The sequence below is a fragment of the Anaerocolumna aminovalerica genome, assembly GCF_900115365.1.
Classification (GTDB): domain Bacteria; phylum Bacillota; class Clostridia; order Lachnospirales; family Lachnospiraceae; genus Anaerocolumna; species Anaerocolumna aminovalerica.
The window spans coordinates 182,857-196,388 of sequence record NZ_FOWD01000003.1 but is presented as its reverse complement, the minus strand read 5'-3'; the positions used below and the strand labels follow the sequence as shown (position 1 = coordinate 196,388).

Sequence of the window (13,532 nt, the reverse complement as noted above, 5' to 3'; positions counted from 1 at the left end):
TATAACCCGGGAACAGAATAAGGTCAAAGTATAAATATTAATTAGTATTCAGATAAAATATAATATATTTTAGTCTTTTATTATTACACTGATTTGTTATAATAGATTATAACAAATCATAAATTTTAAGAAGCCGAAAAATGGCATCATGTTTACAGGGTTGAAAGAAAATAATTGTAGAAAGGATGCCACAAAATGATTCTTTCAACTTGATTTCTTGTGGCGGTATCACAATCTTAAAACAGAGCATTAAACCTGCGAACGGATGTGATATGGGTGTATAAATGAAAACTGATATTCAGATTGCTCAGGATGTAAAATTAGTACATATTAAGGAAGTAGCTTCAAAACTTGATATTAAAGAAGATGACCTGGAATATTACGGTAAGTACAAGGCTAAGTTATCGGACGAATTGTGGGATAAAGTTAAGGATAATAAAGACGGAAAACTTGTCTTAGTCACTGCAATTAATCCAACTCCTGCAGGAGAAGGAAAAACCACCACTACGGTAGGTTTAGGTGAGGCGTTAGGCAAACTGAATAAAAAGGCAGTAATTGCATTGCGTGAACCATCTTTAGGACCCTGCTTTGGTATCAAAGGAGGTGCTGCCGGCGGCGGATATGCACAAGTTGTTCCTATGGAAGATTTAAATTTGCATTTTACCGGTGATTTTCATGCCATTACATCAGCTAATAATCTGCTGGCTGCAATGCTGGATAATCACATCCATCAGGGAAATGCTCTAAATATAGATCCCAATCAAATAGTCTGGAAACGCTGTGTAGACATGAATGATCGTGTTCTTCGTAATATTGTAGTTGGCCTTGGCCGTAAAACAGATGGAGTTGTAAGAGAAGACCATTTTATTATTACGGTAGCATCAGAAATTATGGCTATTCTTTGCCTTGCAGATGATATGAAAGATTTAAAAGTCAGACTCGGCAGAATCATTGTTGCCTATACCTATGACGGTAAACCGGTCACAGCGAAAGAATTGAATGGGGTAGGGGCTATGGCAGCTTTACTTAAGGATGCTTTAAAACCAAACCTGATTCAAACCATAGAAAATACTCCGGCAATTATTCATGGAGGACCTTTTGCAAATATTGCCCATGGATGCAATAGTGTAAGGGCGACGAAAACTGCACTGAAACTGGCGGATATTGTGGTTACAGAAGCAGGTTTTGGTGCCGATTTAGGTGCTGAGAAATTCTTTGATATAAAATGTACCAGTGCAGGTTTAACACCGGATGCAGTAGTATTGGTAGCAACAGTTCGGGCCTTAAAATACAATGGCGGTGTGCCAAAGACAGAACTTGGCGGTGAAAATTTAGAGGCATTAAAGATCGGCATTGCAAATCTGGAAAAACATATTGAGAACTTACAAAAATACGGTGTTCCAATTATAGTTACTTTAAATCGTTTTTTAACTGATACAGAAGCTGAGTTAACTTATGTAAAAGATTTCTGTGAAAAGAAAGGCTGTGAATTTGCTTTATCTGAAGTATGGGAAAAGGGCGGCGACGGTGGTATTGAATTAGCAGGTAAAGTAATAAATACTTTGGAAACGAAAGAAAGCAGATTTACACCTTTATATAAGAAAGAATTATCTCTAAAAGATAAAATAGAAACCATAGCGAAAGAAATTTATGGGGCAGCCTCTGTAACTTATGATCCGGCTGCTGAAACAGCAATTAAAAAAATAGAGGGTCTTGGTTTTAAAGAAGTCCCTGTCTGTATGGCAAAGAATCAGTACTCTTTATCGGATGATGCTACGAAATTAGGCCGTCCTACAGGCTTTAATATAAATATTCGAGAAGTATATGTATCAGCGGGGGCAGGATTTGTAGTAGCCATTACCGGTACTGTTATGACTATGCCGGGCTTACCAAAGATTCCAGCGGCAGAAGGAATTGATGTAAATAATGAGGGAATTATAACAGGATTATTCTAATATGAATCATAAAGAGGCTGTTGCAAATAAAAAATTCATTTAGAACGTACTCAAAGAATCAAATTTAATTAATTCTTTACTTTACAGTTCGGATGAAAGATTTGTAATAGCTTCTTTATGATTAAAAAATATTGGAAATAGGACAGGCTTGTATTTATCTGTTTTTTAGTGGATAAAATAAATATCTTGCGTATAATATAGAAAAACAATTTTTTGGAGGTGTAAATTGGAATTAGTAAAATTAGAATTCCAATATACGGATGATGTAACTGTTATTAACAGAGAGCAATTTGATGTTCATATGCGATTATACGAAGGATATATTAATAAAATAAATGAAATTGATAAACTTTTAATGAAGGAACCTGACTTAGAAGGTGCCAATTCCACGTACAGTAAATTTAGAGGATTAAAAAGAGGAGAAACCTATGCATTAGATGGAGTTATACTTCACGAATTTTATTTTGAAAATATAGGTGGTTATGAAACTCAGCCGGATGACATGATAAAAAGAGCATTAGACAGGGACTTTGGCAGCTATGATAAATGGAAAAAGAATTTTGTGGCTACGGCTAAAGCCAGTAGGGGATGGGCTATCCTTTGCTTTGATCCCCGTTCCAATCGTTATAGGAATATCAGTTTAGATGCTCATGACGTTGGTAATGTACAAATATCCATACCGCTTATTGTACTTGATATGTATGAACATGCATATTTTCTGCAATATGCAGATAACAAAGCAGAGTATATTAATAAATTCATGAATAATATTGATTGGGAAGTAATAAAAGCACGTTTTGAAAGCTGCTTGTAGAAGTATGTAATTCTTGGTATAAAGACGAAAAGATAATACGGTATGGAAAAACCTGATGTATAATGACACTGGATGTAATAATACCAATAATACAGGCCTGATAGACCAGGTGGAATTATTGCCGCATGTGATAATGGCGAAAAAGATAATACTGTATATTGAAGAATGGTGCTTGGCATCTAAGATATGTCTGCACCATTCTTTTGTTTTGTGGGGTGTTAAATAATACTATTTATAAAATGCTATAATTCTTTAATATTTTTTAAAGGCTTGCTCACAATAAATACAGCGATAAATGCCTTTTTCACGATCTGTTAATTTAAAAACATGTTTTAATTCCTGTTCAATGGAAGTGATACATCTTGGGTTTTTACATTTAATTATATTTGTTACCTGTTCGGGAAGTCTGGGATTACGTTTCTCTTTAATAACTCCATTTTCTATGATATTAATAGTAATATTGCTGTCCCATACACCAAGGTTGTCGATGTTAATATCAAATGTTTCAATTTTAATTATATCTTTTTTGCCCATTTTATTGCTTCTTGCATTTTTAATAATGGCAACGCTGCAATCCATATCTTTTAAATTCAGATATTCATATATTTTCATAGCACCACCAACTGCAATATGGTCAATTACGATACCTTTTGTTAATCCGCCAATATTTAACATACTTCCACCTCCAATAGTTTCATAATCAGAGCCATTCTTACATATACACCAAACTGGGCCTGTTTAAAATATACGGCTCTGGGATCATCGTCTATATCTGTTGAGATTTCATTTACACGTGGAAGAGGGTGTAGTACAAGCATATCCGGTTTTGCATATTCCATCTTTTTTCGGTCTAAGATGAAAGAATCTTTTAAACGAATATAATCCTCTTCATTGAAGAAACGTTCTTTTTGTACTCTTGTCATGTAGAGTAAATCTAATTCAGGCATAACCTCTTCCAATACATTTACTTCTTTATAAGAAATGTTATTTGCTTCTAAAACTTCTTCTCTTAAATAAGTTGGTATTCTTAATTCTTCTGGGGAAATAAGTACAAATGATATGTTTTCGTAACGAACTAATGCATTAATTAAAGAATGAACGGTTCGTCCAAATTTTAAATCACCGCATAATCCTACCGTTAAATTGTTTAATCTGCCTTTTAATTGTTTCATTGTTAATAAATCGGTAAGGGTTTGAGTAGGATGATTGTGACCACCGTCACCAGCATTGATAACAGGAATAGAAGAATATTTAGAAGCGACTAAAGGTGCACCTTCTTTTGGATGTCGCATAGCACATATATCGGCATAACCGGATATAACACGAATGGTATCAGCAACGCTTTCGCCTTTTGCAGCGGAGCTGGAATCTGCTGAAGAAAAACCTAATACACTGCCACCTAAATTCAACATAGCAGCTTCAAAACTTAATCGAGTTCTTGTACTTGGTTCATAGAATAGGGTAGCTAATTTTTTATGATGACAAACATTAGCATATTTTTTGGGATCTTGAATTATGCTTTCCGCTAAATCTAAGATTTCATCCAATTCTGAAACAGATAAATCAAGGGGACTAATTAAATGTTTCATAAGCACCTCCATAATAATTTTGTTTGTATTCAACTGCATATTATACTATAGCATTTTTTTGATTACAATAGTTATTTCTGCTTTAATTATTAATATTATTTATAACTTTCATAGTAAATTTTAATAAAAGGTAACTAAAATATGTATTTAGTAAAGTAAAAAAGAGATGCTGCCAATATATTACTAATTGTATGCAACATCTCATATTGTTAACAAGGGTATAGGTATTTAATAATCATATAAATGTAAATATTATTCAAATAAATCAATTGCACTAACAGGACAGCCGTCACGGGCATCTTCCGCATCCTGCAGTTGATCTTCCGGAATTTCTTCTTCGATTGCATGTGCTAAACCGTCATCACCCATACTATAAACCTCCGGACATATACTTGGACATAACCCGCATCCGATACACAAATCTGGATCCACTTTTGATTTCATATAAATGCCTCCTTCCTAATTATCAATCCTATTATTGCTAAAACACTTGTAAATTATGCAAAGAAGAAACAAATATTGTTAAAAAGAATAGAGAGTTTTGCTTAAAAATAAAATAGTAATTGACATAAGATAGATTTATATGTAGAATAATCAAGTATACTAGTGTATTACATAGGAATTAAGGATTAATAGGAAAGCAACAGGAAAAGAATGATATTTTTATCTTTTGGTTAACCTAGTTATTATGAATAGCCAGGTTAATTTATGTTGTATAAAATTATACTTAATGGGAATAACGTCAAAAATAGACGTCCAAATAATAAATAAAGGAGATATTATTATGGCAAAGATAGTAACAATGGGAGAGATTATGTTAAGATTATCTACTCCAGGATATGAAAAATTTATTCAGGCTGACAGTTTTGATGTGAATTATGGTGGTGGTGAAGCTAATGTAGCGGTATCACTAGCTAATTATGGACATAATGCTTATTTTGTAACAAAAGTTCCAAAGAATCCTATTGGAGATTGTGCTGTTGCATCATTAAGAAAATATAATGTAAATACTGAATTTATCGCAAAAGGCGGAGAAAGATTAGGTATCTATTTCTTAGAGACAGGTGCTTCCATGAGAGCCTCTAACGTAGTTTATGACCGTGCTCATTCTTCAATTGCAGAAGCTACTGCATCTGACTTTGATTTTGATGCTATTTTTGATGGTGCTGATTGGTTCCATTTTACAGGTATTACTCCTGCATTAAGCGATGGAGCAGCGGAATTAACAGAAGCAGCTTTAAAAGCAGCTAAAGCAAAGGGAATCACAGTTTCCGTTGACTTAAACTTCCGTAAAAAATTATGGACTTCTGAAAAAGCTCAAAAAGTTATGACTAATTTAATGCAATATGTTGATGTATGTATTGGTAATGAAGAAGATGCTGAAAAAGTGTTAGGTTTTAAACCAAGCGGTACAGATGTAACTAGCGGTGAACTTGAATTAGCAGGATACCAGGACATCTTCAAACAGATGATTGATAAATTTGGTTTCAAATATGTAGTAAGCTCCTTAAGAGAAAGTTATTCTGCATCTGACAATGGCTGGTCAGCATGCATCTATGACGGTAAAGAATTCTATCATTCAAGAAAATACAATGTAAGAATCGTAGACCGTGTAGGTGGCGGTGACTCCTTTGCTGCCGGATTGATCTGTGGTCTAATCGATGGAAAGAATATGAAAGATGCATTAGAATTCGGAGTTGCAGCTTCTGCATTAAAACATACCATTCCTGGAGATTATAACTTAGTTACCCGTGCTGATGTTGAAACGTTAGTTGGGGGAGATGCTTCCGGACGTGTACAAAGATAGTTTGTTTATAATTATGAATAAAAATTAATTTTTTTACTGTATCTTAAGCTATCATGAAAGAACTGTTTCTAATCTGTTATTTTAAGAATCAATTCAGCTTTTTTGAATTTAGGTAAAGAATCTTATTAAAAATGTAGATTCTTCCAGCGTTATATTCATCTCTGCTGAATTGGTTCTGAGAATGGAAGAATTTAGAAACAGTTCTTTTTTTCTTTTATCTGCATATCTATTTTATCTACAATTTATAAAAATGTAAATTTATTAAAAATATCTTATATAAATATAAAAATATCTTGATTATTTACCAATGAACCATTATTATATATAAAAACGGAATAGAAAAAATGATTCTGTATAAAGAACAAGGATCATGTATGGTTTTCTGTTCATGTAAAATGAAATAAAGATAGCCCAGTTACACATTTACATAGATATAGAAGGAGAAGCATATGATTAAACTTTATGAAAAAGGTGCCTATGTATTAAATGGTGCTGAAATTGTGGATGAACAAAATGTAACTTCAGAACTTTTATTCCAAAAGCTTGGCGAAGAGTGTACCAAAGAATCAGCGGCTAAGAATACATTAGCTTATGAAATATTGGAAGCTCATAACACTTCCGGTAACATGGAAAAATTAAAAATTAAATTTGATAAATTAACATCACATGATATTACATTTGTAGGAATCATTCAGACAGCAAGAGCAAGTGGACTAGAAAAATTTCCGGTTCCTTATGTACTTACCAATTGTCATAATAGTTTGTGTGCTGTAGGCGGAACTATTAATGAAGATGATCACATGTTTGGTTTATCCTGCGGGAAAAAATATGGTGGAATCTATGTACCACCTCATCAGGCAGTTATTCATCAGTTTGCCAGAGAAATGTTAGCCGGAGGGGGCCGGATGATTTTGGGTTCTGACAGTCATACCCGCTATGGAGCATTGGGGACTATGGCTATAGGAGAAGGCGGTCCTGAACTTGTTAAACAGCTGCTTTCCAGAACTTATGATATAAATATGCCGGGTGTTGTAGGTGTATATTTAACAGGAACCCCAAGAAAAGGTGTGGGACCTCAAGATATTGCTTTAGCAATTATCGGAGCAGTATTTTCCAATGGCTATGTTAATAATAAAGTTATGGAGTTTATAGGGGATGGTGTTGAGAATCTAAGTGTAGATTACCGTATCGGTATTGATGTTATGACAACGGAAACAACTTGTCTGTCTTCTATTTGGACTACCGATGATAAAGTAAAAGAATTTTATGAGATACATAATAGGGCAGAAGATTATAAAGAATTAAAACCAAAGAAAGTTGCTTATTATGACGGTTTCATTTATGTTGATTTATCAGAAATTAAGCCTATGATAGCTATGCCTTTTCATCCAAGCAATGTATATACTATCGATGATGTGAATGCCAACCTATATGATATTCTTGATGAAGTTGAAAAGAAAGCCGGTATTAGCCTGGATAATAATGATATTAAATATACATTGAAAGATAAAATCAGAAATGGAAAACTTTATGTAGAACAGGGTGTTATTGCCGGATGTGCCGGAGGCGGTTTTGAAAATATTTGTGATGCCACAGATATTTTAAATGGAGCTTATATCGGTGCAGACGAATTCTCACTTAGTGTATATCCTGCAAGTCAGCCGATTTTTATGGAATTAGTTAAGAATGGCAGCGTTGCAAAATTAATGGAGACAGGTGCTACCATAAGAACTGCTTTCTGTGGTCCATGCTTTGGTGCAGGGGATGTTCCCTCAAATAACAGCTTTAGTATCCGTCATACAACAAGAAACTTCCCTAATAGAGAAGGTTCTAAGATTACCAATGGACAAATTGCTTCCGTAGCCTTAATGGATGCACGTTCTATTGCAGCTACTGCAGCAAACAAAGGATATTTAACATCTGCTGAGAATATAGATGCAAACTTTAGCAAACCAAAATATTTCTTTGACAGTAAAATATATGACAACCGTGTATATAACGGAGTAGGAAAAGCGGATCCTTCCGTGGAAATAAAGTTTGGCCCGGGTATTGTGGACTGGCCTGCCATGTCACCTTTAACAGAGGATTTGGTGCTTAAAGTAGTTTCTGTTATCCATGATCCGGTAACTACAACAGACGAATTAATTCCTTCCGGCGAAACTTCCTCTTACCGTTCAAACCCATTAAAGTTAGCAGAATTTACTCTGTCAAGAAAAGACCCTTCTTATGTGGGACGTGCAAAAGAGATTCAAAAAGCAGAGAAAGCAAGAATTGCAGGAGAAGATATCTATGCTGCTAATAAGGAAGTAGAAAGAATCTTTGAAAAAATAAATGAAAAATTCTCAGTAGATCCTAAGCTAACAGAAATCGGAAGTGTAATCTATGCTGTAAAACCAGGCGACGGTTCTGCTAGAGAACAGGCAGCAAGCTGTCAGAAGGTTCTGGGTGGACTAGCTAATATAGCAAAAGAATATGCTACGAAAAGATACCGTTCTAATCTTATTAACTGGGGTATGCTTCCCTTCTTATTAAAAGAAGAGATACCTTTTGACAATGGAGATTATATTTATATCAAGGATATTAAAAAGGCAGTAGCTGAAAAGGCTTCTGAAATAAAAGCTTATGTTGTAGACAAAGATATGAAGGAATTTACTTTGAGTTTAGGCGAATTAACAGAAGACGAAAGAGATATTATTCAAAGTGGATGTTTAATCAATTATTATAGAGATAAAAATTAAGGAATACAAAGTTTTTAATTATTAGAATTTAATTGAATAGATATTAAAATATAGTCATTCTAAGAGTGAATACTAAGATATTTAGTTTACTCTCAGAATGGCTAATTTTCTACTGATTTTTCCAGTATTCTAAATCAGAACCCTTTTGTTGACAGTTTTAAATTATGTTAGCATAGTATAGAAAAAGCCAACATTACAAGGTTATGTACCAGTCAAGAAATATTAAGAATTAATATACTTGTGATATGTTTTGAAATGTATTACAATAAACATAGTAAAAATACATATGTATAAAACAGAAAATTCTTACATTAGCAGATAAAACAGATAACATATATATATTATGTAAATTATATAGGAGGGTGGTAATATGGCACAAATTATTGATGGTAAAAAAATATCAAATGAAATTAAAGAAGAACTAAAAGATAAGGTTTTATCTCTTAAAAAAGATGGTGTTGAAATTACACTTGCTGTAATTCAAGTGGGTAATGATCCTGCTTCCAGCGTTTATGTAGGTAATAAAAAGAAAGCTTGTGAATATATCGGGATTAAATCATTGTCTTATGAATTGCCGGAAGAAACTAAAGAGGAAGAATTATTAAAATTAGTAGAAGAGTTAAACAAGGATAAGAAAGTAAATGGAATCTTAGTACAGTTACCATTACCAAAACATATTCATGAAGATAAAATAATAGAGACTATTTCACCGTTAAAGGATGTTGACGGTTTTCATCCTCAAAGTGTAGGGCGCCTTAGTATTGGACAAAAAGGTTTTGTCTCCTGTACACCTGCCGGTATTATTCAATTATTAAAGCGTTCAGGAATATCCATTGAAGGAAAAGAATGTGTTGTTATTGGAAGAAGTAACATCGTAGGAAAACCAATGTCTATGTTGCTGTTAAAAGAGAATGGTACAGTTACTGTCTGTCATTCAAAAACTAAAAATTTGAAAGAAGTTGCAAAACGTGGTGATATTCTAATTGCTGCAATTGGAAAACCAAAGTTTATTAATAAAGAATATATAAAAGAAGGTGCTGTGGTAATTGACGTTGGAATTCACCGTGATGAAAACAATAAATTATGTGGTGATGTAGACTTTGATGACGTAGTAGACCATGTTAGTGCAATAACACCGGTTCCGGGCGGAGTTGGCCCTATGACTATTGCAATGCTGATGCATAACTGTGTAGACAGCATAGAACTTTTGTAAACCATTAATTTTTACAACATTTCATTATATGAATTGAGGGGTTTTTAAATTATTATGAGAAGAAATTATAGGCAAAATAATCGTTCGTATCCTAGACAGGATAACGGGACTGTTGAAAATATGGAAAATGTTACGAATTCCGATATAAATATTCCTTCTAATATAGAAGATAAACCAAGTGCTGAGCAAGATAAAGAGAATACATTAAATACAGCAGAAGTTGATTTGGATGATTCAGTGACTATTACAATGAACAATAAAGAAAATAATTCTGTTCCGGATATTACAAATATGGATGTATCAGAAATTACACCAGAGACAATGTCAGAGACAATATCAACGGTACCAGAAACAATAATAAAAACAAAATCAGAAATAATACCAGAAACAATATCAGAGAAAATAGCAGAGACAACGTCAGAAACAACATTAGAGACAATACCCGAAATAACAGCAAATACAATGTCTGATACAACAGCAGGAGCAATGACAGAGATAATGCCAGATACAACGGCAGGAGCAATGTCAGATATAATGCCAGATACAACAGCAGGAGCAATGGCAGAGATAATGCCAGATACAACAGCAGAAACAATAACTGAGACAATAAGAGATACAATAGTTGAAGAAGATTTGGAGTTAACCATGAAAGAAATAAATGAACAAAAGGAAGATTCCTTAGAAATTCGGGGTCAAGAAGAATGTTTAACTGATTGTGACAGGGATATTATTATAATTGACAAAGAAAGATATGAAATTCTGGCCAGCGAACAATCCTTTGTGTTTCATCCTGAATATTTTGGTATATCACCTACTTGGACTAACGATTTAAATTTCCAATATAAATGCCTATTTGAATTAAAGGATCATCAGCTTTATTTAAAAAGTTTTCAGGTAACCTCTGACAGAGGATATCCTATTATTAATAATGTAAAACCAGAGGTTTGTAATTTAGAGCAAGGTTTAGAAACGGTTCAATATGTAAATGTGAATGAACCATTGAAATATTCCGGGGCAATTATGTTTGCCAATTCTTTAGTTAAAGATTATAGGTCACCCTATCATAAGGATTTAAACAACCCACTATGTTTTAGTTTTAAGTTCGTAGGTGAATTGATTTTTGAGGAAGGCAAACTTATTACTTCAGTGAACCACAATAAGGCAATGCGGCGTATCAGAAAAAATATTGATTTAGGTCTGCGCTCCCTTGATAAGAAACAGGATATAAAGTGTATTAAAAAATTCATAAAAGTTTCTTTTATCGGTGATTATCAATATCAGGAGAAAAAGCAAAAGAGGATTTGGAAAGATACTACTAAGAGTAGAAATGGAAAAAATAAAGAAGTGCATATTATGGAGTCCGGTAAAAAAAGGTATCTGGGCAGAATAAAAAAACATATAAGAATATTTGGTTCCAAGTAAAAAAAAGGAGTGAATAACTTGCGGTTTGCAGATTATTCGCTCCTTTGATATTTACTTATTTATAAAATTATACCTTATACGTCCCAAATTTCTGGAAAGGTTTTAAACAGTGATTAGTATTATTCAATTCCTAATACAGTATTTGCTTTAGTGCCTTTTGAATAGGTAAAAGTTATAAGATCGCCTACATTATATTTAATAATATCTATATGGTCAACTACTTCAACGTCGAATATTTCATTGCTGGAATCCAACAAAATAAAGTAATGAGAATTTCCGTCAATAACCCCTTCGGCTATTTTGGCAATGTGACCGGTAACTTTAGGTAAATTTGACACATCCCTTACAGTGAACCCGTTGGTTTGCAGCAGTTCTGTATATATCTTTTCACACTGGCTTACAGAATCACCAATAGCAACGATATTATACTGCTCAATATTTACCATAGCATATTTCTTAACTAAACCGGCTGCATCCTTTAAAGCGATAAAATAGGTGGGTTCTCCGCTGATATTAAGAAGCAGAGGAAAAGTTGCCCTATATCCCAAATGTTGTACTTGACCTTCTGCAGAAGCCATTGCAGAATATTCTTCCGCACCAGCTATGGAATAATAGCGGGTTTCTGCTGTTCTTTGGTTCATTAATACAAAACCTACATTGGATTCGTCCCGTCCAACAGAGGTTACACCGGTATATACCCATACATCGTCTTCAAGGGCAAGATAATTATAGCCGTCGGTAGTCTGTAATGCGTCCTTTTGACCAAACACCGAATTAAAGAAACCATGTCTTAATGTACCGTAATAATCATATAACTGGATTAAAAGTTCTGCTGAGTACACGCGGTCAATCCATTTTGGTGTATCTTCAACTCTATAAGAAACATGTTCCCCGGTTATTGCATTAACAACTACAACATGGCCAACCATTTGGCCCCCAAATAAACCGATAGTGTAATCTTTTGTAGGGCAAATCCAATAAGGAGTTCCTTCATCATCAATTTCAAAATTAATGGTATCAAAGATATAAGTAGGATAATTAAATCTTAAGTGTCGGTATATATTTCTTCCAAAATGTTCGGATTCTGAATATTTGATACCTTTCTGTAATTTAACCGGTTCAACTTCTTGGGTTGTCATATCTATTCTCAAATAAGCCGGAATACCCTTATTACGATTAGTCAACCATTTTATTGCGCCTCCGTATTTTAACGGAGTTACACGAACTGGTTTACCCTGATAATTAATCTGGGTATAGTTGCTGGCAACTTCAAACTGAGATACATATTCCACCATACTTCCCATTTTTCTGGAACCAAGCAAGGAAGCAGAATCTTTATCAAGAATAGGAATTTCATCATAAGAGATTTCTTTAATATCTTCATTAAAGTCTCTTTCCGTAATGGTAAGTAAACTTTGATATTTATTTGCATTTATAATAGTAGAAGATAAAAGACTTCCAATAACAAATAAAGCAATAATAACACCGGTTATACTCAAAGATATTTTAAAGAATTTATTCTTAAAAACAGGACCGGGAATTCGATGGCCATTTTTATCAATGTTGGCAGTGGCAAGGCCGATAACAATGGAAATTATCAGCAGTCCTCCGATAATAAAGAACCAAAAGCCCGGTGAGTGGATGTTAATTGGCGGCAGTGCAATATAGTAATAAATAAATGCTATAAATAATAAAACTAAAACTGTAATAAGTCTTTGTATAAATTTTTTCATAGAAACCTCGATTCCGGCGCATTAACGCCATTTAATAGCAATTTTGTTCTCCGGCAATTACCGGTAGAAAAACGTAACCTCCTATTGATTAAGTAATGAAGGGACAGCCTTATTTACCAAAGGATGGAATTTGGTATAAATGTCCATTTTTACATGTTTATAAAATATATCATAACAAAATAAGTGGTAAAGTCAATTAGAAACCGATTAGAATTATTTAAATTTTATAAAAGAATGAAATTAAGGTTCCATTTTAAAAAG

At 33.6% G+C, this 13,532-nt stretch carries 10 protein-coding genes; 6 read left to right on the top strand and 4 right to left on the bottom strand.

Going from position 1 to position 13,532, the window contains the following annotated elements; genetic code table 11:
- Positions 1 to 284: 284 nt before the first annotated feature.
- Positions 285 to 1,955: a formate--tetrahydrofolate ligase gene (locus BM183_RS03020; protein ID WP_091684295.1), complete on the top strand. Its 1,671-nt coding sequence runs from the start codon at positions 285 to 287 to the stop codon at positions 1,953 to 1,955.
- A 226-nt stretch (positions 1,956 to 2,181) separates the two neighbouring features.
- A complete protein-coding gene (locus tag BM183_RS03015; protein ID WP_207650123.1) occupies positions 2,182 to 2,769 on the top strand; it encodes a superoxide dismutase in 588 nt (195 codons plus the stop codon).
- A 252-nt stretch (positions 2,770 to 3,021) separates the two neighbouring features.
- Here the strand turns inward: BM183_RS03015 and BM183_RS03010 are convergent, their stop codons facing one another.
- From BM183_RS03010 to BM183_RS03000, 3 genes are all read right to left on the bottom strand, one after another.
- The gene (locus tag BM183_RS03010) at positions 3,022 to 3,444 is read right to left on the bottom strand and encodes an aspartate carbamoyltransferase regulatory subunit (protein WP_091684294.1); all 423 of its coding nucleotides are present in this window, start codon (positions 3,442 to 3,444) and stop codon (positions 3,022 to 3,024) included.
- Complete coding sequence (pyrB, locus tag BM183_RS03005; RefSeq protein ID WP_091684293.1) at positions 3,438 to 4,358, bottom strand: aspartate carbamoyltransferase; 921 nt, start codon at positions 4,356 to 4,358, stop codon at positions 3,438 to 3,440. The genes BM183_RS03010 and pyrB overlap by 7 nt, the downstream gene beginning before the upstream one ends.
- Positions 4,359 to 4,610: 252 nt before the next feature.
- Complete coding sequence (locus BM183_RS03000) at positions 4,611 to 4,802, bottom strand: ferredoxin (RefSeq protein ID WP_091684292.1); 192 nt, start codon at positions 4,800 to 4,802, stop codon at positions 4,611 to 4,613.
- Between the two features lie 340 nt (positions 4,803 to 5,142).
- Here BM183_RS03000 and BM183_RS02995 point away from each other — a divergent pair, with 340 nt between their 5' ends.
- The 4 genes from BM183_RS02995 (at position 5,143) to BM183_RS20460 (ending at position 11,538) form a co-directional block, all read left to right on the top strand.
- Positions 5,143 to 6,165, top strand: coding sequence for a sugar kinase (locus BM183_RS02995; protein ID WP_091684291.1), 1,023 nt, complete (start codon positions 5,143 to 5,145; stop codon positions 6,163 to 6,165).
- Between the two features lie 449 nt (positions 6,166 to 6,614).
- Positions 6,615 to 8,903: a hydratase gene (locus BM183_RS02990; RefSeq protein ID WP_091684290.1), complete on the top strand. Its 2,289-nt coding sequence runs from the start codon at positions 6,615 to 6,617 to the stop codon at positions 8,901 to 8,903.
- A 370-nt stretch (positions 8,904 to 9,273) separates the two neighbouring features.
- Positions 9,274 to 10,116, top strand: a complete 843-nt coding sequence (gene folD, locus BM183_RS02985; protein WP_091684289.1) for a bifunctional methylenetetrahydrofolate dehydrogenase/methenyltetrahydrofolate cyclohydrolase FolD — start codon at positions 9,274 to 9,276, stop codon at positions 10,114 to 10,116.
- 54 nt (positions 10,117 to 10,170) lie between these two features.
- A complete protein-coding gene (locus BM183_RS20460; RefSeq protein WP_139221470.1) occupies positions 10,171 to 11,538 on the top strand; it encodes a hypothetical protein in 1,368 nt (455 codons plus the stop codon).
- A gap of 119 nt (positions 11,539 to 11,657) precedes the next feature.
- Here the strand turns inward: BM183_RS20460 and BM183_RS02975 are convergent, their stop codons facing one another.
- Positions 11,658 to 13,271, bottom strand: coding sequence for a hypothetical protein (locus tag BM183_RS02975; RefSeq protein WP_091684287.1), 1,614 nt, complete (start codon positions 13,269 to 13,271; stop codon positions 11,658 to 11,660).
- Positions 13,272 to 13,532: the final 261 nt, after the last annotated feature.

Coding starts and splice junctions, on each gene's coding strand:
- BM183_RS03020 (WP_091684295.1), top strand. CDS start 285: ATGAAAACTGATATTCAGATTGCTCAGGATGTAAAATTAGTACATATT.
- BM183_RS03010 (WP_091684294.1), bottom strand. CDS start 3,444: ATGTTAAATATTGGCGGATTAACAAAAGGTATCGTAATTGACCATATT.
- pyrB (WP_091684293.1), bottom strand. CDS start 4,358: ATGAAACATTTAATTAGTCCCCTTGATTTATCTGTTTCAGAATTGGAT.
- BM183_RS03000 (WP_091684292.1), bottom strand. CDS start 4,802: ATGAAATCAAAAGTGGATCCAGATTTGTGTATCGGATGCGGGTTATGT.
- BM183_RS02995 (WP_091684291.1), top strand. CDS start 5,143: ATGGCAAAGATAGTAACAATGGGAGAGATTATGTTAAGATTATCTACT.
- BM183_RS02990 (WP_091684290.1), top strand. CDS start 6,615: ATGATTAAACTTTATGAAAAAGGTGCCTATGTATTAAATGGTGCTGAA.
- folD (WP_091684289.1), top strand. CDS start 9,274: ATGGCACAAATTATTGATGGTAAAAAAATATCAAATGAAATTAAAGAA.
- BM183_RS20460 (WP_139221470.1), top strand. CDS start 10,171: ATGAGAAGAAATTATAGGCAAAATAATCGTTCGTATCCTAGACAGGAT.
- BM183_RS02975 (WP_091684287.1), bottom strand. CDS start 13,271: ATGAAAAAATTTATACAAAGACTTATTACAGTTTTAGTTTTATTATTT.